The sequence below is a fragment of the Pseudomonas sp. F220 genome (assembly GCF_057813935.1).
Window position 1 is genome coordinate 225239 of the sequence record NZ_JBVASJ010000005.1, and the last position, 23642, is coordinate 248880.

The following is a 23642-nucleotide window of genomic DNA, read 5'->3' on the forward strand; positions in this document are numbered from 1 at the left end:
CACCGACCTACTGTGGGAGCGAGCCTGCTCGCGATAGCAATCTATCAGTCGCATTAAAAATCAAGCCGCAAAGGATATACGCCCTGGCGCGCCAGCGAGCAAAACCTTCACACAATTTCACAGAGCACCTACAAAGCTTCACCGCTACCCTCAACGGCTGCCCGTAGCATGCTTGGGTCATTATTGGGGTATCAGCATGTCGAAGAACCTGGTTACGCCGCTCTGCCTGCTTGCACTGGCATTGACGCTGAGCGCTTGTGACAAGTCCTCCACCGCAGAAGAAAAAGCACCGCTGGCCACAGTCCGGATCGAGACCATCCAGGCACAACCTCTTTCAATCAGCAGCGAACTGAGCGGGCGAATTGCCGCACCACGGATTGCCGAAGTGCGTGCCCGAGTGGCCGGCGTCGTGCTGCAACGCACGTTCCGTGAGGGCACTGACGTCAAGAAAGGCGACGTGCTGTTTCGCATCGACCCGGCACCGTTCAAGGCCGACCTCGACAGCGCCCAGGCTAGTCTGCGCAAGGCCGAGGCCAATGCGTTCCAGGCGCGCTTGCAAGAACAGCGCTACAGCCAGCTGGTTGAAGGCAACGCCATCAGCGGCCAGGACTACGACAACGCCCGGGCCAGCGTCCGGCAAACCGCTGCCGATGTGGCGGCCAATCAGGCTGCAGTGCAACGGGCCAAATTGAACCTGGGTTACGCCACGGTCACTGCGCCGATTTCCGGGCGTGTTGGCCGGGCATTGGTCACTGAAGGCGCGCTGGTCGGGCAGAACGAAACCACCCCGCTGGCGCTGATCCAGCAACTGGACCCGATCCACGCCGATTTGACCCAGTCGACCCGTGAGCTGAACGACCTGCGCCGTGCCTTTCGCGCCGGACAGTTGCAGCAGGTGGGTCAGGACCAGGCCCGCGCCACCTTGATTCAGGACGACGGCAGCCTTTACCCGCTGCCGGGTAAGTTGCTGTTTGCCGACATCAGCGTCGATCCGAGCACCGGCCAGATCATCCTGCGCAGCGAGTTCCCTAACCCGGACCTCGATCTGCTGCCAGGCAGCTTCATTCGCGTGCGCCTGGAGCAAGCGGTCAATCAGCAAGGCATCAGCGTGCCGCAGCGGGCCATCCTGCGCGACAGCGCCGGTATCGCTCAGGTGCTGCTGCTAGACGCCGAGCAGCGGGTCAGCCAACAACCCGTGCAACTGGCCTCGGTGCAAAAGGACCGCTGGATCGTCACCGAAGGCCTGAAACCGGGCGATCGCATTGTCATCGAAGGTCTGCAGCACGCTCGCCCCGGCGAGAAAGTGCAGATCGACGACAGCCCTCTTCCACTCGCCCAGGCTTCTGGCCAGTAGCCAGCAACAGCCCCCAGGACGCACCTCCCATGCCGCAATTTTTTATCGACCGCCCGATATTCGCTTGGGTGGTCGCGCTGTTTATCCTGCTGGCCGGCGCCCTGGCCATTCCGCAATTGCCAGTGGCGCAGTACCCCAATGTCGCACCGCCGAAAGTGGAGATCTACGCCACTTACCCCGGCGCCTCGGCGCAAACGGTCGACGAAAGCGTGGTCAGCCTGATCGAGCAGGAGCTCAACGGTGCTGACCACTTGCTGTATTTCGAGTCCCAGAGCAGCCTCGGCAGCGCCACCATCACCGCGACCTTCCAGCCTGGCACCAACCCGGAAATGGCTCAGGTCGACGTGCAAAACCGTCTCAAAGCGGTAGAACCACGCCTGCCGCAAGCGGTCATCCAGCAAGGTTTACAGGTGGAGAAGGTCTCGGCCGGGTTTCTGCTGTTGATCACCCTGACCTCCAGTGATGGCAAGCTCGACAGCGTGGCGCTCAGCGATTACCTGGCGCGCAACGTGATGAACGAAATCCGCCGCCTGGACGGTGTCGGTAAAGCGCAGCTTTATGGCGCCGAACGGGCTATGCGAATCTGGATCGACCCACAGAAGTTGATCGGTTTCAACCTGACCCCGGCCGACGTCAACGCCGCCATTACCGCCCAGAACGCCCAGGTTTCTGCTGGCAGCATCGGTGACTTGCCGACCCGCTCGACTCAGGAAATCACCGCGACGGTGCTGGTCAAAGGCCAGCTGTCGACGCCCGAAGAGTTCGCTGACATCGTGCTGCGAGCCAATCTCGACGGTTCGACCGTGCGTGTCGGCGATGTCGCCCGGGTCGAAATCGGCAGCCAGGAATACCAGTTTTCCACCCGTCTGAACGGCAAGCCGTCGACTGCGATCAGCGTACAGCTGGCACCGGACGCCAACGCCTTGAGCACGGCCACCCTGGTGCGGGCGAAGATGGATGAATTGGCGCAGTTTTTCCCGGTCGGTGTGGAATACAAGATCCCCTACGACACTTCTCCCTTCGTCAAAGTATCGATCACCAAGGTGATTTACACCTTGGGCGAAGCGATGTTGCTGGTGTTTGCGGTGATGTACCTGTTCCTGCAAAACATCCGCTACACGCTGATCCCGACGCTGGTGGTGCCCGTGGCGCTGATGGGCACCTTTGCGACCATGCTGGCGCTGGGTTTCTCGATCAACGTGCTGACCATGTTCGGCATGGTGCTGGCCATCGGCATTTTGGTGGACGACGCTATTGTGGTGGTGGAGAACGTCGAACGGATCATGGTCACCGAGGGCCTGTCGCCCAAAGAGGCGACGCGCAAAGCGATGAAGCAGATCACCGGGGCAATCATCGGCATCACGCTGGTGCTGGTGGCGGTGTTTATCCCGATGGCGTTCATGCAGGGCTCGGTGGGGGTGATCTATCAGCAGTTTTCGCTGTCGATGGCCACCTCCATTCTGTTCTCGGCGTTTCTCGCCCTGACCTTGACCCCGGCGCTGTGCGCCACCCTGCTCAAGCCGATCGCCAAGGGCGAACATCACGCCAAGAGTGGGTTCTTCGGCTGGTTCAACCGACGCTTCGAGCAACTGAGCGACGGTTATCAGCGCGGGGTGGTCTATGCGCTGAAACGCACGGGGCGTTATTTGTTGATCTACGGCGTGCTGTTGATTGGCCTCGCGTTGTGTTTCAGTCGCCTGCCCTCCTCGTTCCTGCCGGTGGAAGACCAGGGTTACACCATCACCGACATCCAGTTGCCGCCCGGCGCCAGCAAAAGCCGCACGGTGCAGGTGGTGGAGCAAATCGAAGCGCACAACGCCACCGAGCCCGGCGTTGGCGACAGCACGGTGATTCTCGGTTTCAGCTTCTCCGGCAGCGGGCAGAACGCAGCGCTGGCCTTTACAACCCTCAAAGACTGGTCAGAACGAGGCAGCGACGATTCCGCCGCCTCTATCGCTGACCGGGCCAACATCGCCCTCAGCCAGATCAAGGACGCGGTGGCTTACGCGATATTACCGCCGCCAGTGAGCGGCCTCGGCACCTCCAGCGGTTTCGAGTTCCGCCTGCAAGACCGTGGCGGCGTCGGCCACGCCGCGCTGATGCAAGCGCGCACCGAGCTGCTGGCTGCTGCCGAGAAAAGCCCGATACTGGCCAACGTCCGGGAAAGTGCCTTGGCTGAGGCGCCGCAGGTGCAACTGGAAGTCGACCGCAAGCAGGCCAACGCCTTGGGCATCTCCTTTGCGGACATTGGCAATGTGCTGTCCACCGCAGTGGGTTCGGCTTATATCAATGACTTCCCCAATCAGGGCCGGATGCAACGGGTGGTGGTGCAGGCTGAAGGCGATCACCGTAGCCAGGTGGCGGACTTGCTGAAAATCCATGTGCGTAACAACGCCGATAAAATGGTGCCGTTGTCGGCCTTCGTCCAGGCTAAATGGACTCAGGGCCCGGCACAGTTGACCCGTTACAACGGCTACCCGGCCATCAGCATTTCCGGGGAACCGGCGCCTGGCCACAGCACCGGCGAAGCGATGGAAGAAATTCAGCGGTTGGTAGCGCAACTGCCGGCAGGCCTGGGCCAGGAATGGACCGGCCTGTCGTTGCAGGAGCGCCTCTCTGGCGCTCAGGCACCGATCCTGCTCGGGCTGTCGTTGCTGATAGTGTTTCTGTGTCTGGCGGCGTTGTACGAGAGCTGGTCGATTCCGACGTCGGTATTGCTGGTGGTGCCCCTGGGCGTGCTCGGTGCGGTGCTGGCGGTGACGTTGCGGGGGATGCCTAATGACGTGTTCTTCAAGGTCGGGCTGATCACCATCATTGGGCTGTCGGCGAAGAATGCGATCCTGATCATCGAGTTCGCCAAGAGCCTGTATGACGAAGGCCACGACCTGATCGACGCAACGGTACAAGCCGCCCGCCTGCGTCTGCGACCGATCGTCATGACCTCACTGGCCTTCATCCTTGGCGTGGTGCCACTGGCCATCGCCACCGGCGCCAGCTCGGCGAGCCAGCAAGCCATCGGCACCGGGGTGATCGGCGGGATGATTACTGCGACATTGGCGGTGGTGTTTGTGCCGGTGTTTTTTGTGGTGGTGATGAAGCTTGTGAAGAAGCGGCATAAGGCGGATTGAGCCGCTTTTTGTAGCAGCTGGCGAAGCCTGCGTTCGAGCGCGCAGCGGTCGCAAATCGGTGATCGGGGTCTTTCAGGAGGATCTCGGTCGCACCTTTTACGACTGCTTCGCCCGAGCGCGGACCGAGCCGAACGCAGCCTTCGGCAGCTGCTACAGGGTTCTCTATCCAGCCACATGCTAAGGTTCGTCAAAGCCCCCCCCCGCAGAGAGCAACCATGCCGCACCTGGTCCGCACCCATCCTCGTTTGACCGCCGCGGCCCTGCTGGGTGTAGTGGTCGGCGCTCTGGCTCCGGCCGACTCTGTTCTCAGCAAGATCCTCCTTGGCTGGAACGCCGGGGTCTGGACTTACCTGGTGTTGATGCTCTGGCTCACCGCGCGCTCACGCGCCAATGACGTGAAACGGATTGCCGAGGTCGAAGACGAAAATGCCGGACTGGTGCTGCTCATCGTTTGCATCGCGGCCATTGCCAGTCTTGCGGCTATTACCTTCGAACTGGCCGGCAGCAAAGACCTGGACACCACCCACAAACTCTTGCGCTACGGCTTCACCGGGTTGACGGTGATCGGCTCCTGGCTGCTGATCGGGGTCATTTTCAGCGTGCATTACGCCCGGCTTTATTACACCTGGGGCGGCAAGGAACCGGCCCTGCGCTTTGCCGAGGGCGAAGTGAGCCCCAACTATTGGGACTTCCTGTATTTCTCCTTCACCATCGGCGTCGCAGTGCAAACCTCGGACGTCGGGGTCGCTACGCGGGGGCTGCGCAAGATCGTCCTGACGCAGTCGTTGATCGGCTTTTTGTTCAACACCGCGATATTGGGTTTCTCGATCAATATCGCGGCGGGGTTGTTTGGGTGAGGGAGTGACGAAAGTCAGCTTTTGATATGAACCACTATTGAGGCCGGCTCGGAGGCATTTCCGGAAAGATCCAAAGCACGTACCTCAAACAAGTGTGAACCGGGAAACAAATCGACGGCGGTGTATTCGGTAAGCGGTGTACCGTCAACATACTCGTGATTATTGTAAATAACATAGCCATACATGCCGATGTCGTCCGTTGATTCATCCCAGGTCAGCGTAGTTGAATTAGCTATCGAGGTGACTTCGCGCAAGTTTCCCGGCACACGGGGCGGCGTGATGTCCCGGGGGATATAGACAAGGGTGGTCGGTTCGGAGAACTGTTTACCCAGGAAAAAATTAGATACTGAGATTGTGTACTCCATATCAGGGATCAGGCTATCCAAACGTTTAGATTTTGCTGGCATCATTACAGGGTTGTGATACTGGCCATTGATCATGATGCTAGCACCTCTAAAAAAGAGATCCTCGTCACGACCATCCAGGAATGACCACCTCAACATGGCGCTAGTAGATGTTTGAGGTGTGATACTTACCGTTGGCGCAAGGGGCCGAGGCTCGGGCGACGGACCTGTGGTTCTGAACCTGACTTCACTGGGCATAGAGAGGTTTCCAGCCTCATCCTGTGCGCGCACGGTAACCAGGTAGTAAGTACCCTGCTCTAAGTCGGTGTAAGTGTATCTAGTATCCGGACTACGATCTCTCTCAATTCCATTCAGCCGACATTCATAGTGAATCACGCCTTTATTGTCGCTCGATGGCTCCCAGGTCAGCGTCGCCGAAGCACCTGTTATATCAGTGACAATTGGGGTGCCGGGTTTACTGGGGGGGATATCGTCATACACCGTCGCTTCCAGTGTGCTAACTTCAGAGAAGACGCCACCAACTTGAGCGCGGACCTCAAATTTGAAGTGTTTCGGGAGGACAGGACCCGGCAATAGATCGGTCAGTCTAAAGTTGTAACCCAAGCGGCCTGAGTCGGTGGTGAACATGTGGCCATTAATGGAGCCAACATGGTTCGGGAATTTCCAATAATTCGGAGCCCACGCCAGCCTGCCCAGACCATTACGCTGGCTAAACCGTAATATAGGCGCACGCAACAAGGTCCTGAACGTTACTGAAGCGGGTTCAGACATGGAGTCGAAATAGCTACCTTCATAGTAAGCGCGAACGTCAAAACGATAGTCGGTGTAATTTCGCAGGTGCGTGAGCGTTAAATGGAGTTGCTCGGTCTGCGCGACAAGGGAGTCATTAAGATAAACTCTGTAGCGAATGCTCCCGCCAATACCTGTTGATGCCGCCCAGGTCACTGTGGCCGACGTGTCGGTGATGTTGCTCAGTTCAGGAATGCCTGGTTTGCCGGGGGGAGGCAATTTGAACAGACGAATAGGACTTGCTGTTGACACATTGTTGCCGGCAGCTTTCGCACGCACATAGATCAAGTACTCCCTATCCGGACTAAGCCCTTTGATCTCGCAGGGCGGCCTCATTAAATTTATCGAATCAATACCCGCGCCTGTTACTTCATAACCCACAGCATCAGGACACAAGTGGCACGTTGCGTAAGGCTCATCCCAGGTCAGGGTGAGCGTAGTCGAGCTGGTTCTTCTTCCCCGCAGATTGCCGGGGCTGCAGATCTGCTGAGTGGAGACAGGGGCTTGCGAGAGGTTATTCGAGATTTGGGTCATGTTCCTGCTCCGTGCTCCGTTAATGTCGATGTTTCTACTCCCATAAAGTCGTGACCACACCTCACAGAACTGCTAGTGGTATTTGTTTTTGAAGTATGCGTACTACCCAGTGTCGCCCCAGTGCAAAATCCGGTCGCCGCAGGACGTTTGGGCGTCTGATGGGCTGCGTAAGGTGATGGCACGGCGCATGAAGACGCCGAACCTCACAATAAACGACCTGCCGAGCGAGACGTCTCACATGAAAAGACTGTTCAATCGTTGTCTGTTGATTCTCTCCGGCACCGCACTGCTCAGCGCCAGCGTCATGGCCAGCGAAGCGCCCTCCTGCAAAACCGTGCGCATGGGTGTGGTCAACTGGACGGACGTGATCGCCACCAGTGGGATGGCCGACGTGCTGCTCACCGGTCTTGGCTATGACAGCAAACAGACCAGCGCCGTGCAGCAAATCGTCTTCGCCGGTATTCGTGACAAGCGGCTGGACATCTTCCTCGGTTACTGGAAACCGGCGATGGATCAGAACATCGCACCCTTTGTCGCCGCCAATCAGCTCAAGGTCATGGACAAACCCAGCCTGGCCGATGCCCAGGCCACCTTGGCAGTGCCTGAGTACGTTGCGGCTGCGGGGCTTAAAACCTTCGCCGATATCGCCAAATTCAAAGACCAATTAGGCGGCAAGATCTACGGCATCGAACCCGGCAGTGGCGCCAATACCACCATCAAGACGATGATCGAAACCAATCACTTTGGCCTCGGTGGCTTCAAACTGATCGAGTCCGGTGAAGCCGGGATGCTGGCCGCCGTCCAGCGTGCAGTGAATCGCAAGGAATTCGTGGTGTTCGTCGGCTGGACCCCACACCCGATGAACATCAACATGAAGATGACCTACCTGACCGGCAGCGAAGACGTCTATGGCCCCAACGAAGGCGCCGCGACGGTCTCCACCGTGACCGCACCGGACTACGCCCAGCGTTGCCCGAACGTCAACCGCCTGCTGGAAAACCTGACCTTTACCGCCGCACAGGAAAGCCAGTTGATGGTGCCGATCATGGCCCGCAAGGCGCCTCAAGATGTGGCCAAGCAATGGTTGCGCGAGCACCCGGACGATCTGCAGCGTTGGTTGGCTGGCGTGACCAGCGTGGATGGCAAGGATGGGGTCGCGACCGTGCAGGCCAAGTTGAAACTTTGACGCCAAGCTGAGTGCCGTATGACCCATTACCCGCTCTCTCCCGAACTCTTTGAATTTGTCGAAAAAACATTGAGTTTCAATAGCCTGGACAGCAATTTTAAAGAACTACGCGAAGCTTATAACCGCATGTGCCGGGCGTTCACCCCGCCTCGGCCTGCGGGGTTGGCGGTGACCGACTTCCGTTTGAATGACGTGCTGGTACGCGCTTACTGCCCAACCGGTTCGATGCCAGTCAATGGTTGGCCGTGCATTGTCTATTTGCACGGCGGCGGCTGGGTCGTCGGTGACCTGGACTCCCACGATTTCATCACCGCCGAACTGGCAGCGCATCTGCAAGTACTGGTGCTAGCGGTGGATTATCGGCTGGCCCCGGAGCACCCGTTCCCCGCTGCATTTAACGATTGTCTGGCGATGTGGCGAGCGCTGGAAAGCGGCGATTGCCCGTTTCACCTGGACCAGGAACGGCGGGTAGTGGTCGGAGACAGCGCCGGTGGCAATCTCGCTGCCGCGATGTGCCTGGCGTTACGAGATGCCAATGAGCCGTTACCGGCCGCGCAGGTGTTGATCTATCCAGGGCTGGGCGGCGATGCGAACTTGCCGTCACGCAGTGAATGCGCCGATGCGCCGTTGCTCAGCACTAGCGATCTGGATTGCTATCACGCGCTGTATTTGCCGGGTCTAACGCAGCGTTCGCCCTATGCCATGCCGTTACTGACAAACAACTTCAGCCGTCTGCCACCGGCATTTATCGCGGTGGCGCAGTTCGATCCTCTGCGCGATGACGGCGTGTGTTTCAGCGAACGCCTAAACGCTGCCAACACGCCCGCCCTGCTGTATCAAGGTCAGGGGCTGGTTCATGGATGCCTGCGGGCGCGTGGTCTTGCCGCTGAAGTTGATGAGCTTTATGAGGCGATCTTCGAGTATTTGCGCAGTTTTCTTGGGACTCATTGTGGCGAGGGGGCTTTGTTGTAGGAGCAGCCGGTCGACGCTCGATTGGTCCGGGCGGCGTTCCGACGATGAACTCAAGGACGACGCGTTTATTCAGAAAACACGCGTTATCGTTAACGTCCATCGCGAGCAAGCTCGCTCCTACAGGGGGCAGCGTTCGCTTAACTGACTGGTATTAGGGCAAGCCCCCTCGCCACAGGTTTGTAGGCCGCCACAATTTTTTCATTCCTTTCCTTTGCTCCCTCTTGACGACCTATTGGGTTTTGGTGTCTTCTGAAACCGGTTTCAGCGAATCATCACAACCGCTGCTTCCCAATAATTCCAATAAGAAGGTCGTGCACCGTGAACAGTTTTTCCGCCGCCCAACGCAGCCGCGTCACCATGCTTGATGTCGCCGAACGCGCCGGGGTCTCCAAGGCCAGCGTGTCGCGCTTTATCGGCGAAGACCGCGCCTTGCTCTCCGATGCCATTGCCTTGCGCATCGAACAGGCGATCAGCGACCTGGGTTATCGCCCGAACCAGATGGCCCGAGGACTGAAACGCGGGCGCACCCGCCTGATCGGCATGCTGGTGGCCGATATCCGTAACCCTTATTCGATTGCCGTGATGCATGGCGTGGAAACCGCCTGCCGCCAGCACGGCTACAGCCTTGTGGTGTGCAACACCGACCGCGATGACGAGCAGGAACGTCAGCATTTGGCGGCGTTGCGCTCCTACAACATCGAAGGCCTGATCGTGAACACCCTCGGCCATCATCTAGACCAATTACGCGAACTGCACGATGAAATGCCCATGGTGCTGGTGGATCGCAAGGTCGATCAGTTGCACAGCGATCTAGTTGGCCTGGATAACCCCGCAGCGGTCCACACCGCCCTCACGCACCTTGAACAACAGGGTTATCGCGACATGCTGATGGTCAGCGAACCCTATGACGGCACCAGCTCGCGGATCGAACGGGTCAGCAGCTTCACCGCCGAGATCGCACAGCGCCCGGCCCTGCTCGGCAGGGTTGTCGAGACCGGTGCCGAGCTGACCGCACGCCTGCAAGCCTTTCTCGCCACGCCCGGCCCCGGCCCGAAAGCCCTGTTCTGCGCCAACGGCATTGCCGCGCTGGCCAGTACCCGCGCGCTGCGTGAGCTGGGTTGCGGGCTGTTCGAGGATGTGGGTTTGATCGCCCTGGATGATCTGGACTGGTACCCGCTGGTCGGCAGCGGAATCACCGCCCTCGCCCAGCCAACTGAAGATATCGGTGCCAGTGCGTTCGATTGTTTGCTCAAGCGATTGCGCGGGGATGACGGGCCGGTACGGACGCTGGATTATCCGGCGCAGTTGATTGTTCGTGGCTCGACGCAAGGGGCTCGCTGACTGACAGACCTCTTCGCGAGCAATCGAGCGTCGACCGGCTGCTCCTACAGGTTCAGCGCTGTCCTTGTAGGAGCGAGCTTGCTCGCGAAGAGGCCCTCACAGACAACACAAGCATCAGATCAGCATCATTTAAATTTTTTTGAACACTTTTTTTGTACAAAAAAATGAAACCGGTTTCAGAGATCAATAACCATGAATCAATCACCCGTTTCCATCAGCCTTTCCAGCTACGGTGCCGACCTGATTCGCCAGCGCGGGCAACTGGCATTCGTCGAGGTGCTGGCCAAGGCCGGGGCCACACGCATCGAATGGCGTGAAGAATTGCTCACCACTGAAGACCCGCGCGAACTGACCCGAGCCATCGAACAACAGGGGCTTGAGGCGGTATTTTCCTCGCCGCTGGAACTCTGGGTCGCCGGCCGGTCGCAACCCAACCCGCTACTGGCCGCAACCCTGAAACGGGCACAGTCCTTCGGCGCAAAATGGCTGAAAGTGTCCTTGGGTTATTTCACCGACAACAATGATCTGCAGAGCCTGGCCTCGTGCCTGGCGCAGCATCCGGTCCAGCTGCTGGTGGAAAACGACCAGACCACGCAGGGCGGACGCATCGAGCCGTTCCAACGCTTCTTCGCCCAGGTCGAGCAACACAACCTGCCGGTGCAGATGACCTTCGATATCGGTAATTGGCAATGGCAGGACCAATCGGCTGCCACCGCCGCGCGCTTGCTCGGTCGCCATGTGGGTTACGTGCACTGCAAGGCCGTCGTGCGCAGGGCCGACAGCAAGTTGGTGGCGATACCGCCTGGCCCCGGCGACCTGAAGCTGTGGGAACAGCTGCTGCAGCACATGACCCAGGGCGTAACCCGGGCGGCGGAATACCCGTTGCAAGCCGATGACTTGCTGCAATTGACCACCGAGCATGTTGCCGTCCTCGCCCGACTGGGCCAGACACAGCTGGAGAGCGCCCATGTCTGAGATCGATATTCTGTCGTTCGGCGAAACCATGGCCATGTTCGTCGCCGAGCAAACCGGTGATCTGGCGCAGGTCGGGCACTTTCACAAACGCATCGCCGGGGCCGACAGCAACGTCGCCATCGGCTTGTCGCGGCTGGGTTTCAACGTGGCCTGGCTGAGTCGGGTCGGCGCCGATTCGCTGGGACGTTTTGTGGTCGATACCCTGCAAGCCGAAGGCCTCGATTGCGCCCATGTCGAAGTCGATTCGCTGCACCCGACCGGTTTTCAATTCAAATCCCGCGAAGACGATGGCCGTGATCCGCAGGTGGAGTACTTCCGCCGGGGTTCGGCCGCCAGTCATCTGTCGATCGAAGCGATCCGCCCACAACTGCTGCAAGCACGTCACCTGCACGCGACCGGTATTCCACCGGCGCTGTCGGCGACGGCACGGGAACTGTCCCGTGAGTTGATGACGCAAATGCGTGCGGCCGGCCGCAGTGTTTCGTTCGATCCCAATCTGCGTCCGGCCTTGTGGGCCAGTGAACAACAGATGATCACTGAAATAAACAAACTCGCCGCCCTCGCCCACTGGGTGTTGCCGGGGTTGAGTGAAGGCCGCTTGCTCACCGGTTTCGAAGACCCGGCCGACATCGCCGCGTTCTACCTGGACCACGGCGCCGAAGCGGTGGCGATCAAGCTCGGCGCCCACGGTGCTTACTACCGTACCCATCAGGATCAGGGTTTTGTCGAGGCCGTGCCGGTTGAAAACGTCGTCGACACCGTCGGTGCCGGTGATGGTTTTGCAGTGGGCTTGATCAGTGCGCTGCTGGAGAACTACAGCGTTAGCGACGCGGTGCAACGCGCCAACTGGATTGGCAGCCGCGCGGTGCAGAGCCGTGGGGATATGGAGGGATTGCCGTTGCGGGCTGAATTATCCGTCGCACCCAATGCCGCCAATCGCGAGCAAGCTCGCTCCTACATGGAATGTGTGTCTGACGCAGATCCAAGGTAGGAGCGAGCTTGCTCGCGATGAGGCCCTCCCGGCCACTACAAGAATTGAAGTTGACCCGTTACCTGCTGCGACAAAAACAACAAGCTCAGGAGCACCATTATGCAAACGCCCAAACTCGCCACCCGCCGCTGGTGGTACATCATGCCCATCGTGTTCATCACCTATAGCCTGGCGTATCTGGACCGGGCCAATTACGGTTTCGCCGCCGCCTCCGGGATGGCCGCCGACCTGATGATTACGCCGGGGCTCTCGTCGTTGCTCGGCGCGCTGTTTTTCCTCGGTTACTTTTTCTTCCAGATACCGGGAGCGATCTACGCGCAAAAGCACAGCGTGAAGAAGTTGATTTTCGTCAGCCTGATTCTCTGGGGCGCCCTGGCGACCCTGACCGGGATCGTCTCCAACGCTTACATGCTGATCGTCATCCGCTTCATGCTCGGGGTGGTCGAAGCGGCAGTGATGCCGGCCATGCTGGTCTACCTTTGCCACTGGTTTACCCGCGCCGAACGCTCGCGAGCCAACACCTTTCTGATCCTCGGCAACCCGGTGACCATGCTCTGGATGTCTGTGGTGTCCGGCTATCTGGTGCAGCACTTCAGCTGGCGCTGGATGTTCATCATCGAAGGCCTGCCGGCGGTGATCTGGGCATTTATCTGGTGGCGTTTGGCCGATGATCGTCCGGCCGAAGCCAAATGGTTGAGCGAGACTGAAAAGCAGGACCTGCAAAGCGCATTGGCCGCCGAACAGGTCGGGATCAAAGCCGTGAAAAACTACGCCGAGGCCTTCCGCTCGCCGAAGGTGATCATCCTCGCGTTGCAGTTCTTCTGCTGGAGTATTGGTGTCTACGGTTTCGTGCTGTGGCTGCCGTCGATTCTCAAACAGGGTGCGCAGATGGACATGGTCGAGGCCGGTTGGCTGTCGGCGCTACCGTATCTGGCGGCAGTGATTGCGATGCTGGTGGTTTCCTGGGGTTCGGACAAAATTCAAAAACGTAAACGCTTTGTCTGGCCTCCGCTGCTGATCGCCTCTATTGCGTTTTACGGTTCCTACGCCCTGGGCGCCGAACATTTCTGGTGGTCATACACGTTGCTGGTGATCGCCGGGGCCTGCATGTACGCGCCTTACGGACCGTTTTTCGCCATCGTCCCGGAAATCCTCCCGGCCAACGTTGCCGGTGGCGCCATGGCCTTGATCAACAGCATGGGCGCCCTCGGTTCTTTCGGCGGTTCCTATCTGGTCGGTTACCTGAACAGCTCCACCGGTTCGCCCGGCGCGTCCTACCTGTTGATGAGCGGCGCGTTGCTGCTGTCGGTGGTGCTGACGATTTTCCTCAAGCCGGGGGCCAGTGATCGAGCGCTGCCCAAGGTCACGCCGAGACGTCCTCTGGCTGTGCATTCCTGAATTGAACTGAAGGTGAACACGATGAAAAAGCACGTCGTCCTCTACAAAAAACTCTCGCCAGAACTGATGGCTCGCTTGCATGAACAGGTGCAGGTGACGCTGATCGAAAACCTGGACAGTGACGGCCTGATGCGTCTGCGCGATGCCTTGCCCAGCGCTCAGGGTTTACTCGGCGCCAGTCTGCGGCTCGATGCCGAATTGCTCGATCTGGCGCCACGACTGGAAGCCATCGCCAGCGTCTCTGTGGGCGTCGACAACTACGACATCGATTACCTGACACGGCGCAACATCCTGCTCAGCAATACCCCTGACGTGTTGACCGAAACTACCGCCGACACAGGGTTCGCCTTGATCCTGGCCACGGCCCGGCGGGTGGTTGAGCTGGCCAATCTGGTCCGCGCCGGGCAATGGACTCACAACATCGGACCGATGCATTTTGGCAGCGACGTGCATGGCAAAACCCTCGGAATCATCGGCATGGGGCGGATTGGCGAAGCGCTGGCTCAGCGTGGGCATTTCGGCTTCGGCATGCCGGTCATCTATCACAGCCACTCACCGAAACCGGCGGTGGAGAAACGCTTCAATGCGCAATACCGCAGCCTTCCGGATCTGCTACAGCAAGCTGATTTCATTTGCCTGACCTTGCCGTTGACGGCCGAGACTGAAGGTCTGATCGACGCTGAGCAGTTTGCGCTGATGCGTGCAGAAAGCATCTTCATCAACATTTCCCGGGGCAAGGTGGTCAATGAAGCGGCGCTGATCGAGGCGCTGCAACAGCGGCAGATCCGCGCGGCGGGGCTGGATGTGTTCGAGCGCGAACCACTGGGACACGACTCTCCGCTATTACAGCTGAACAACGTGGTGGCGACGCCGCACATTGGCTCCGCCACCCATGAAACCCGCGAGGCCATGGCCCGTTGTGCGGTGGACAATCTGCTGGCGGCACTGGCCGGTGAACGGCCGGCGAATCTGGTGAATGGATCGGTGTGGGAGAAGCGATTGAAGGCGGTCTGATAGACATCAGGTGCCTGTTACACCGCTATCGCGAGCAAGCTCGCTCCTACAGTTGATCTTGGGTGTGCACCGAATGTGTGTCTGACGCAGATCCAATAATGTAGGAGCAGCCGGTCGACGCTCGATTGCTCGCGATGAGGCCGGCCCCATCGCCGCCAATACTCAGACCGGCCGCTGTTCCAGCAAATCCGCCGCACAGCGCACGATCCGCCGACACGCCTCGGCCAGGCGCTGCTGATCCACCACCAAGCCAATCCGGATATGCCCCGCCGCGCTGGGGCCGAACGCCTCGCCGGCGAGCACCGATACGCCATATCCTTCCAGCAAGCGCTCGGCAAACGCCTGAGCGCCAAGCCCTGTTTCACGAACATCGACCATCACAAACATACCGCCGTCAGGCGTCACGGCAGTGATACCCGGGCAATCGGCCAGGCGTGCACAGACCAGATCCCGACGCCGGCGATACTCGTCACGCATCTGCGCAACCTCTGGCAAATCGGCATCAAGGGCGACTTCAGCCGCCTTCTGAACAAAATCCGGCAAGCCAAACAGCATGCACAGCGACAGATGGATCAGGTGTTCCGTCAGAGGCTTTGGGCCGATCACCCAGCCGACCCGCCAGCCGCTCATGGCGTGGGATTTGGACAGACTGTTAAGGGTCGCCGTGCGCTCGGCCATGCCCGGCAGGCTCGCCGGGCTGATGTGCTCGCCTTCGTACAACAGGTCGCTGTAGACCTCGTCGCTGATCAGCCACAAATCATGCTCAATGCACAGCCGCCCCAGTGCCTGCCAGATTGGCAGCGACAGGCTTGCTCCCGATGGGTTGTTCGGACTGTTGAGCAACATCGCCCGGGTCCTGGACGTGATCAGCGCTGCAACGTCGACCGGATCAACGCGAAAGCCATTCTCCGGACGCACCGCCACCGGAACCACCTTGGCCCCGCAGGCGCCGAATACACCTTCGTAGGTCACGTACATCGGTTCGGCGACGATCACCTCGTCGCCCAGATCCAGCAGGCATTGCGCGACCGAGTACACCGCACATTGCGCACCCGGCAATACCACCACGTGATCGGCCTCAATCACCTGACCACTGCGCCGGACATGGCGCCGGGCGATGCTGTTGCGCAGCGAGCGGTTGCCACGCACCTCCGAGTAATGGGTATCGCCGGCCAACAGGCTGTCGATGGCGGCCTGGACAATCGGTTTAGGGGTGTCAAAGTCCGGGTCGCCGACTGACAACAGCAACACATCGGCGCCCTGCTCCAGCAACTCCAGTGCTCGGTAGTGAATCTGCCAGGCCGCTGCTCCGTCGCCGGCAATACGTTGGGTCAAGGCTGAATAGCGCATGTCTCTCTCCTGTTGCGCGAGCTCCAGCCTAAACCCTAACTTAAATCACAAACCGCGCCACCATTGCATTCAAATCCACCGCCAGTCGCGACAGCTCATGGCTGGCGGCGCTGGTCTGGTTGGCACCGGCGGATGACTGGCTGGCCAGGTCACGGATGTTTACCAGGTTGCGGTCCACTTCCCGCGAAACTTGTGCCTGTTCTTCCGAGGCGCTGGCGATGACCAGATTGCGTTCGTTGATCAGGTGGATCGACTGGGTGATCTGCTCCAGGGCAACGCCGGCAGCGCGGGCCATCTCCAGGGTACTTTGAGTGCGTTGATTGCTTTGCTGCATGGACTCGACCGCCTGGCCGGTGCCGTTCTGGATGCCAGCGACCATTTTTTCGATTTCCTGGGTCGATTGCGCCGTGCGATGGGCCAGCGCGCGAACTTCATCAGCCACCACCGCGAAACCACGACCGGCTTCACCGGCACGAGCGGCTTCAATAGCAGCGTTGAGCGCCAGCAAGTTGGTCTGCTCGGCAATCGCCCGGATCACGTCCAGCACCTTGCCGATGTCACGGCCCTGCACGGCCAGGCCTTCGATCATGGCCGAGGTGTTTTGTACATCCCGGGTCATGGTCTGGATCGCGCCGACGGTTTCCACCACACGGTCGCGACCTTCGCGGGCCGCGAGGGTCGACTGGTTGGAAGCCTCGGAGGTGGAGACCGCATTGCGCGCCACTTCTTCCACTGCGGCGGTCATTTCGTTGACGGCGGTCGCCGCTTGCTCGATTTCATTATTTTGCTGCTGCAGGCCACGAGATGCTTCGGCGGTGACAGCGCTGAGTTCTTCAGCGGCCGAGCCGAGTTGCGTTGCAGAGCCGGCAATCTGCTCAATGGTTTTACGCAGATTGGTTTGCATGGTGGACAAGGCGCTGAGCAGACGCGCTGGCTCGTCGTTGCCGTCGATGATGATCGGCTTGGTCAGGTTGCCGCCAGCGATGGTTTCGGCGGCTTCCAGCGCCTTGCTCAACGGCGTGACAATGCTGCGGGTGAGCAACCAGGCCAACAACACGGTAATCAGGGCCGCGGCCACCGAAACGCCGATGATCCCTAGCTTGGCATTCTCATAGTGGTCACCGGCCTCGGTATCAGCTCTCGTAGCGTCTGCTGTGTTGATCGCAATCAGCTTGTTCAGTTGCTCGCCCATCAAGTCGGTGCCGTCCTTGATTCGGGTATTGATCAAGGTGCGCATGTCCTCGATCTTGTTCTGGCGCGACAGCTCCATCATCTGGCTCTGCGCTTGCAGATAACTGTCCAGGGTGGCTACAAACGCCTTGTAGAGTGCCGCCTCTTCGCCACCGGCAGGCAACGCCGCGTAGCTGGTTTGCGCTTGCTTGAGCTTGTCCACCAGCACGCTGATGCGGGTTTGAGCCTCCTGCAAACCGGCCGCTTCACGGTTGACCAGCACCCGGAACGACAAAATCCGCAGACGGAGCACGTTCTCGGTGATGTTGCCCAGGAAACTCACGCTGGGCAGTTGGTTGCTTTCCATGTCAACCGAAGCCTGGCGGATGATCGTCATGCGACTCACCGCGAACACGCCCAAAACGACAACAAGCAACGCAATGAAGGCAAAACCGAGGAAGGCTCGAGGCGCGATATTCATATTTCGTAGGGACATGGGATGGCTCTCGGGTGATATAGGACTGCGCGCATCCTTGCGCTAGAGACTGCCAGGCACGGGACAGTGCTTCACCGGACAGTTGGGCGCCACTCTTAGGGTGTCTTGTGTGGACCTGTCACTGATATCGGCAGGGCTTGAAATTTTATGCGGCCCGCCCTGAAATATTCCTCAAAAAGCGACGAGCGGTGCAGGCGAAGGAACCCTGACGCCATAGCAGGCGCTTCGTCGCGCCTACGCGGTGAATATGCCTACTTGAATCAACGCCAGCGGATGACAGAAACGCCTCTGACCTCTGAATTAAAGAGCCGCACCTGTTAGTTCTTACAGGTTCCAAGGTCGTTGAATCCGTTTATAACTAGCCCGAGCCCACAGCACCGAAACCGGTGCCTGTAAGCCGGTCGCGCGAACCACGCCCGTTTGAAGTAGGAAGGATCCGCTGCGCCCACATCAAAGATTGATAAATGGGAGAGTTTTTCATGCACCGTTCGAACCCGATCGCCGCCCGTTCCTCCATTACCCAACCCCCTCTTCACGCGCTGGAAACCGAGCAACTGGGAGGCATAACCCTCACCAAAAGAGAAAAAGAAGTCCTGCAATGGAGCGCCAGAGGCAAGTCTTCTTGGGAAATTGGCCAGATCTTCAGCTGCAGCGAAGCCGGCGTGAATTACCACTTCTGCAACATCCGCCGCAAATTCGGCGTGAGTTCGCGCTGGACCGCAGTGGTCAAGGCGCTGGAGCAGGGTTTGATTGAGATGCCGTATACCAAGTAAACCCTGACAGGGCGTGGTTACGCAGACCAATCCCGGAGCTGACACAATCAGGGGGAGCCTTACTCCCTCTGTTTTTTCCGATCACGTCAGTACGATCAGCGCCGGCCAGTATGCCGCCCGCCGTGTTTCAAGCATAAGAAAGACACCCGCCGATATCTGCCGCACAGTGTTGATAAATCCCAACGCCCCCATAGAAAAACCCTACATACCTTTCTGATTCAGAGCCCTACCCTCCTCAACCGTAACTGTAAGCAGCGCCCTTCGCGCCTGTAGCCCCCCACAAGAGGCCCACAGAGATAGAAGACCGCCACAGTTACCTTTCGAACAAAACGTTCCATCACGCTGATTCACATTCAGGATATTTACCAATGAAATTCGCAGCACTGACCCTCGCACTCGGACTGGCCAGTACCTCGGCATTCGCCACCGATGGCACCATCAACTTTTACGGCCAGATCCGCGGCGGTACCTGCCCGATCGAAATCATCGACCCCATCACCGGGACTATCGGCAGCCTGATTCAGCTGGGCGACGTGGCCGCGTCTCAGTTTACCAATGTCGGTAACGAATCGCGCTCGCGTGCCTTCGGCATGCGCGTGACGCCGGGTACGAACTGTGCGATCGGTGCTGGTGCAAAAGCCAACGTCACTTTCTCTGCTCTGTATGGCGCGCCGGGCGCCGCACTCTACGGCCTCAAGCCAGGCGGTGCTGACGGGGTCGCCGTCATCATCCGTGACGGTACCGGCAAACCGATCGACAACGGAGTCCCATCGGACGAATACCTGCTGAGTGAAACCGCTCCTACCACCATGTACTTCACTGCCGCCTATAAATCCACGCTAGCCAACGTGCAACCCGGCGCAGCTGAAGCGGATATCGCCTTTACCGTCGCCATCAACTGATAGCGACCGCTGTGCATGACGCCCGCCGTCATGCACAACGCCAACGTACTTTTCTCCTGGTCACGCCTCCCTGCTGAGCTACGTATCCGCCCATGTCCTCCTTTACGTTCAAAAGCCTCTTTCGCCAACCTTACCTAAGTGCCAGCCTGGCCCTGCTGGGGTTAGCCGTGTATTTGCCCGGCGCACAAGCTGCCCTGACCCTCAACGGCACCCGCGTGGTGTACGACAGTGATAAACGCAGCACATCGCTGATCGTGGGCAACCCCAGCGAGCAAACCTTCGCCGTGCAAAGCTGGGTCAATACCGAAGCCGACGATACCACCACCGCAGTGCCCTTCATCGCCGCACCGGCCTTGTTCAGAATCAACCCCGGAAAGGAACAGCTGGTCCAGATCAATGGTTTACCCAACCAATTGCCCAAAGATCGCGAGTCGTTGTTCTATTTCAACATCCAGGAAATCCCACAAGCCGATTCCAGCGGCAAGAGCGTGCTCAGCATCGCCTTGCGCACCCGTATAAAGTTGTTCTATCGACCCGTCGAGCTGAAAGACAAACCAACCGAACGTCTGAAGGATTTGCAGTGGTCCCTGGAACATATAGACGGAAAACTTCATCTTATGGTGAATAATCCCGGGCCTTTTCATGTTTCGTTCAGCCAACTGGAACTGAACGGTGGCGGCCAGAGCGAGAAACTCCAGCGTGCAACAATGGCCGCCCCGCTATCACGGCAAGTCTTTCCCCTCACGATCCTCAAGCCTGCCAACGATCTTGAGGTCACCTTCACCACCATCAACGACTATGGTGGCATTACCAAACCAATCAGCGTGCCGGTGCGAGTAGCTCCCTGATAACGCGTCCAGTCAATCTGAGGGAAGCTCGCCAGGTGCAGCGCTGACCGTGACCACTCGGCCCAGTGCGTCATAATCCAGCGTGCGCCCCCACTCATCGCGCGTCATGTTGCCATCGACGTCGTATTGAAGAGCGATCTCCTGCGGATAGTCAGGATGCGAGTTGGTCACCTTGCTCAGTTGCACCGCGTCCTCGCCCTCGAAGACGTACCGGGCGTCGTTGCGGCCACCCGGGAAAATGGTGCGGACACGGGTCAGGTTATCCAGTGCGTCGAAGCTGAACACTTGCTGTTCGATCGCCTTGCCATAGGGGTCGACCGGTGGCTGGGTACCTGCGCAGAGGTACTTCGTCAAACGCCCCCGCAGATCATATTCATAGGCTTCGTCACGCAGGATCGTGCTGCCTTCGCTCAAGCACCGATGCTCCAAAGCATCAACCGAATTGTACTCTTGCAGCAATTCCTGTTGCTGGCCGGCGCTGTCGAACGTGCGCAGGATCTCGCGGCCGAAAGCGTCATACTTCAGTTCAATGCGCAGCCGCAGTGCATTGTCCTGAGTATCGATCACACGGGTCTGCCCCAGATCATCATAAGTGAATTGCGACAGGGTAGTGCCGAGTCGGGTCGACGTCAGGCGGCCCGCGCCCTCATAGTCACCATCATCGTCAGACTTGTAGTCATAGCAATTGCTCTGTGTCTGACCTAGCACATCGGTGTAGCGCAACAGTCGGCCACGCAAACTGTAGACGTACCCCATCTGGTATTGCTGACCATTCTCGTGACGTGTTTCGCTTTTCAACTCTCCATTGCTGAAATACTCCCGGGTCAGCAACTGGCCGCCGTCCTGGCAAGTGAGCAGGCGAGCATTCTGGCTATCGTAGGTATAGCTGGCGTCGCTGCCCATCAATTGTCGCCGCTTCGGTTCCTCACCCAGTTGCAGCTGGTATTCGTAAAGAATTTCCTGGCCCGATGCGGTCGTTACCGAGGCCGGCTGGGTCTGGCCAGGCTCGTACATCGAGTGACGAATACGGCCACCGGTATTTGACAAGATCATGCGATCGAGCCCATCGAAGTGTTGTTCGCCCAACACAACACCATTGACACTGATCTTCATCGGCAGATCCACGCTGCTGTGTTCGGCATAGGCGCGAACCACTTGCGCCGCATCGGGCAGAACGGTCACTGTCATCCGGTTGTAGGCATCGTAGCGATACTCGGTGACGGCATTGCGCGCGTCGGTCTCTCGTACCGTACGGCCCAGCCCGTCATAGTCATAGCGGTGCACACTGATCGATTGCTCTGACAGATCGAAACGCTGGACACGTACCGGTTTTTCGAATTTACCCAGCCAGGTCTTCTTCACCCCAGTGCGCGATGGGCTGTCGCCGGAACCTTGATGCCAGGCGCTCACAATCGGGACAACCTTGTCACCAATCGGGTCGGTCACCTCATATACCTTGACCCCGTCCGGGCCCGTCACACAGCACTGCTGCCCCCAGTCATCGAACTCGTAGACGCTGACCAGCCGCAGCGATCGCGCTTCCAGCCAGTCGAATTCGGTTTCTTCGACCAGATTCTCCATTGCATCATGCCGGGCCGCATAGATTTGTCGCCATGCCCTGCGCGCAGGGTCGCCATCGACATCCTGGCGATCTTCACGAATCACCCGGTTGAGCCCATCAAACAGGCTGCGGGTCTGCACACCCTTGACATCGGTGAGCTGCTGAATCGCCTGTTGGCCGTCCACCGAGGTCAGGGTGTAAGCGTAATGGCGTGTGGCTTCGAACTCGGTTGTCGGCGCCACAGTCTCACTGGTTACCCGCTGCAGCGCATCGTAGGTGGTGCGGATTTCTACATCGTTGTCGTCTCGACTGAGCAGCGCCTGACCGTGAAGCAAGGAGTGCTGCAAGGTGACTACTTTTTGCACGTGCCGAGGATTGCCCTTTTGATCCAGTTCACCATGATCGAAGCCTGTCAGGGTTTCCCGAGTCTCCAACACCGACTCGTCACCCAGTACCCCCATGACCTTGCTGTAGTCAAATTCCGTGGTCGTGGTATTGCCATTACGCAGTTCGGATTGTTGCCGGGCTCGACCGTGGGCAAAGGCGTCAGCGGGCTTGTCGAAATAATCGAAGCGCATCTCATGCAGCTCTGTTTCCACACTACCCTGAACTTCATACAATACTTCGCTGCCCACCAGCAGCCACCCCTTGTCCAGGCTGTCAGTCAGCGGCGGCAGCTCCACATAACGGTACAGCGTGCGCAGCACCGGCGCCTGGCCTTCATGGCCCTCGGCCGGGTGCACCGTTTTACTGCGCAGGTTGCGCACAAAACCCTGCGGGTCGGCGGGGCAGCCATCGCCACCGGTGGCCGGGTAGTACTCGTGCACAGTGCGCACGCCGGTGTGCTGAAGTTCTTCCAGCAGGTTGCCGAAATTGTCGTAGGTGGTGCTCAGGGTTTCGCTGCGCGCCTTGGTTACGTCGCTCTTGAGCTCCCAGCGTTTCTCCACGGTTTTGGGCAACTGAAAGTACGCCGGCTGCTGCTCGAAGGAGCCGGCGGTGGTGTGGTAGGTGGTTGTCACCCGCTGCACGCAATCGCCCTGGATGGTGGTCTCCTCGGTGAGCAGGTGGAAGTGATTGAAGGTGCGCTGCACCGTGCGCATCACCTTGCCGTCGACTTTATGGCTGGCGGTGGAGCCGTAGGCGTAGTCGCTGGTAGCCTTGTACAGCTGGTCCAGACCGTCGTTGTCCCAACTGATGTTGGCGCCGTTACCGATGAAGTTGTGCAGCGTGTACTCGTACGTCACCTCCATCGGCGGCTGCTCGAAACCGGGAAAGAGTCGATGCCGGGTCACCCGCGGCAGGTTCTCCCGCCCGCTGTTACCTGGGTAGGCATGGCCGGTGTCGAGGTACTCGATGGTTTCGCGCCCGCCCACCGGGGTCTTGACCTCCTTGATGCAGGTCAGGCCGCGCACCTCCTGGTAGTCGAAGCGCCAGCGGGCGTTCTCCTCGGTGGGCAGGACGATCTCGTCCACACGCCCGGCGGTCAGCTTGAGTTCAAAACGCGCCAGCGGCGTGCCGCCCGGGCCGGCATCCGGGTGCAGGAGAAATTCGACCCGGGCGTTGTCGGTGGAGCGGTTGATCTGCAGCAGCCGGCCGAGGGCGTCGCTGATCGATTGCAGACGCTGGCCGCCGTTGAAG

The 23642-nt window shown here is 59.2% G+C and carries 17 protein-coding genes and 1 pseudogene; 13 read left to right on the plus strand and 5 right to left on the minus strand.

The annotated features are described in order from the left end of the window. Positions 1–196: 196 nt before the first annotated feature. From ACZYSM_RS07720 to ACZYSM_RS07730, 3 genes are all read left to right on the plus strand, one after another. Positions 197–1354: an efflux RND transporter periplasmic adaptor subunit gene (locus tag ACZYSM_RS07720; protein ID WP_489070418.1), complete on the plus strand. Its 1158-nt coding sequence runs from the start codon at positions 197–199 to the stop codon at positions 1352–1354. Between the two features lie 29 nt (positions 1355–1383). Then, complete coding sequence (locus ACZYSM_RS07725) at positions 1384–4482, plus strand: multidrug efflux RND transporter permease subunit (protein ID WP_489070420.1); 3099 nt, start codon at positions 1384–1386, stop codon at positions 4480–4482. A 215-nt stretch (positions 4483–4697) separates the two neighbouring features. After that, positions 4698–5339: a DUF1345 domain-containing protein gene (locus ACZYSM_RS07730; RefSeq protein ID WP_489070422.1), complete on the plus strand. Its 642-nt coding sequence runs from the start codon at positions 4698–4700 to the stop codon at positions 5337–5339. 14 nt (positions 5340–5353) lie between these two features. On the opposite strand, the gene ACZYSM_RS07735 is transcribed toward ACZYSM_RS07730, so the two are convergent. Further along, positions 5354–7027, minus strand: coding sequence for a fibronectin type III domain-containing protein (locus tag ACZYSM_RS07735; RefSeq protein WP_489070424.1), 1674 nt, complete (start codon positions 7025–7027; stop codon positions 5354–5356). Between the two features lie 238 nt (positions 7028–7265). Here ACZYSM_RS07735 and ACZYSM_RS07740 point away from each other — a divergent pair, with 238 nt between their 5' ends. From ACZYSM_RS07740 to ACZYSM_RS07770, 7 genes are all read left to right on the plus strand, one after another. Then, positions 7266–8213: a choline ABC transporter substrate-binding protein gene (locus tag ACZYSM_RS07740; protein WP_489070426.1), complete on the plus strand. Its 948-nt coding sequence runs from the start codon at positions 7266–7268 to the stop codon at positions 8211–8213. 18 nt (positions 8214–8231) lie between these two features. Then, complete coding sequence (locus ACZYSM_RS07745) at positions 8232–9185, plus strand: alpha/beta hydrolase (RefSeq protein WP_489070428.1); 954 nt, start codon at positions 8232–8234, stop codon at positions 9183–9185. Positions 9186–9503: 318 nt separating this feature from the next. Beyond that, a complete protein-coding gene (locus ACZYSM_RS07750; protein WP_489070430.1) occupies positions 9504–10526 on the plus strand; it encodes a LacI family DNA-binding transcriptional regulator in 1023 nt (340 codons plus the stop codon). Positions 10527–10718: 192 nt separating this feature from the next. Further along, positions 10719–11501 (plus strand): sugar phosphate isomerase/epimerase family protein, encoded by a 783-nt coding sequence (locus ACZYSM_RS07755; protein WP_489070432.1) that lies wholly within the window; start codon positions 10719–10721, stop codon positions 11499–11501. Continuing rightward, positions 11494–12492 (plus strand): sugar kinase, encoded by a 999-nt coding sequence (locus tag ACZYSM_RS07760; protein ID WP_489070434.1) that lies wholly within the window; start codon positions 11494–11496, stop codon positions 12490–12492. Before ACZYSM_RS07755 ends, ACZYSM_RS07760 begins: the two co-directional genes overlap by 8 nt. Before the next feature lie 99 nt (positions 12493–12591). Next, a complete protein-coding gene (locus ACZYSM_RS07765) occupies positions 12592–13890 on the plus strand; it encodes an MFS transporter (RefSeq protein ID WP_489070436.1) in 1299 nt (432 codons plus the stop codon). 21 nt (positions 13891–13911) lie between these two features. Further along, entirely contained in the window at positions 13912–14904 is a 993-nt protein-coding gene (locus tag ACZYSM_RS07770) for a 2-hydroxyacid dehydrogenase (protein WP_489070438.1), read from the plus strand. Positions 14905–15066: 162 nt separating this feature from the next. On the opposite strand, the gene ACZYSM_RS07775 is transcribed toward ACZYSM_RS07770, so the two are convergent. The 3 genes and pseudogenes from ACZYSM_RS07775 to ACZYSM_RS07785 form a co-directional block, all read right to left on the minus strand. Continuing rightward, on the minus strand, positions 15067–16254 hold the full coding sequence (locus tag ACZYSM_RS07775; protein WP_489070439.1) for a pyridoxal phosphate-dependent aminotransferase: 1188 nt from the start codon (positions 16252–16254) through the stop codon (positions 15067–15069). 40 nt (positions 16255–16294) lie between these two features. Continuing rightward, on the minus strand, positions 16295–17158 hold the full coding sequence (locus ACZYSM_RS07780) for a methyl-accepting chemotaxis protein (protein WP_489070457.1): 864 nt from the start codon (positions 17156–17158) through the stop codon (positions 16295–16297). After that, positions 17153–17920 (minus strand): annotated as a pseudogene (locus ACZYSM_RS07785) (MCP four helix bundle domain-containing protein); the annotation flags it as partial. The pseudogene ACZYSM_RS07785 and the gene ACZYSM_RS07780, both read right to left, overlap by 6 nt. 464 nt (positions 17921–18384) lie before the next feature. Between ACZYSM_RS07785 and ACZYSM_RS07790 the strand changes: the two are divergent. From ACZYSM_RS07790 to ACZYSM_RS07800, 3 genes are all read left to right on the plus strand, one after another. Next, positions 18385–18693 (plus strand): helix-turn-helix transcriptional regulator, encoded by a 309-nt coding sequence (locus tag ACZYSM_RS07790; RefSeq protein ID WP_489070441.1) that lies wholly within the window; start codon positions 18385–18387, stop codon positions 18691–18693. A 368-nt stretch (positions 18694–19061) separates the two neighbouring features. Continuing rightward, a complete protein-coding gene (locus tag ACZYSM_RS07795; RefSeq protein ID WP_489070443.1) occupies positions 19062–19595 on the plus strand; it encodes a fimbrial protein in 534 nt (177 codons plus the stop codon). A gap of 92 nt (positions 19596–19687) precedes the next feature. Next, positions 19688–20443, plus strand: a complete 756-nt coding sequence (locus tag ACZYSM_RS07800; protein ID WP_489070445.1) for a fimbrial biogenesis chaperone — start codon at positions 19688–19690, stop codon at positions 20441–20443. Positions 20444–20455: 12 nt separating this feature from the next. Here the strand turns inward: ACZYSM_RS07800 and ACZYSM_RS07805 are convergent. Further along, the coding region (locus ACZYSM_RS07805) for an RHS repeat domain-containing protein (RefSeq protein WP_489070447.1) at positions 20456–23642 on the minus strand (3187 nt) is incomplete at its 5' end.

What these genes read in the sequence shown, in the direction of transcription:
- ACZYSM_RS07775 (WP_489070439.1), bottom strand. Translation starts at nt 16,254, where the DNA reads ATGCGCTATTCAGCCTTGACCCAACGTATTGCCGGCGACGGAGCAGCG.
- ACZYSM_RS07725 (WP_489070420.1), top strand. Translation starts at nt 1,384, where the DNA reads ATGCCGCAATTTTTTATCGACCGCCCGATATTCGCTTGGGTGGTCGCG.
- ACZYSM_RS07735 (WP_489070424.1), bottom strand. Translation starts at nt 7,027, where the DNA reads ATGACCCAAATCTCGAATAACCTCTCGCAAGCCCCTGTCTCCACTCAG.
- ACZYSM_RS07790 (WP_489070441.1), top strand. Translation starts at nt 18,385, where the DNA reads ATGGGAGAGTTTTTCATGCACCGTTCGAACCCGATCGCCGCCCGTTCC.
- ACZYSM_RS07730 (WP_489070422.1), top strand. Translation starts at nt 4,698, where the DNA reads ATGCCGCACCTGGTCCGCACCCATCCTCGTTTGACCGCCGCGGCCCTG.
- ACZYSM_RS07795 (WP_489070443.1), top strand. Translation starts at nt 19,062, where the DNA reads ATGAAATTCGCAGCACTGACCCTCGCACTCGGACTGGCCAGTACCTCG.
- ACZYSM_RS07800 (WP_489070445.1), top strand. Translation starts at nt 19,688, where the DNA reads ATGTCCTCCTTTACGTTCAAAAGCCTCTTTCGCCAACCTTACCTAAGT.
- ACZYSM_RS07720 (WP_489070418.1), top strand. Translation starts at nt 197, where the DNA reads ATGTCGAAGAACCTGGTTACGCCGCTCTGCCTGCTTGCACTGGCATTG.
- ACZYSM_RS07755 (WP_489070432.1), top strand. Translation starts at nt 10,719, where the DNA reads ATGAATCAATCACCCGTTTCCATCAGCCTTTCCAGCTACGGTGCCGAC.
- ACZYSM_RS07780 (WP_489070457.1), bottom strand. Translation starts at nt 17,158, where the DNA reads ATGCAAACCAATCTGCGTAAAACCATTGAGCAGATTGCCGGCTCTGCA.
- ACZYSM_RS07765 (WP_489070436.1), top strand. Translation starts at nt 12,592, where the DNA reads ATGCAAACGCCCAAACTCGCCACCCGCCGCTGGTGGTACATCATGCCC.
- ACZYSM_RS07760 (WP_489070434.1), top strand. Translation starts at nt 11,494, where the DNA reads ATGTCTGAGATCGATATTCTGTCGTTCGGCGAAACCATGGCCATGTTC.
- ACZYSM_RS07740 (WP_489070426.1), top strand. Translation starts at nt 7,266, where the DNA reads ATGAAAAGACTGTTCAATCGTTGTCTGTTGATTCTCTCCGGCACCGCA.
- ACZYSM_RS07745 (WP_489070428.1), top strand. Translation starts at nt 8,232, where the DNA reads ATGACCCATTACCCGCTCTCTCCCGAACTCTTTGAATTTGTCGAAAAA.
- ACZYSM_RS07770 (WP_489070438.1), top strand. Translation starts at nt 13,912, where the DNA reads ATGAAAAAGCACGTCGTCCTCTACAAAAAACTCTCGCCAGAACTGATG.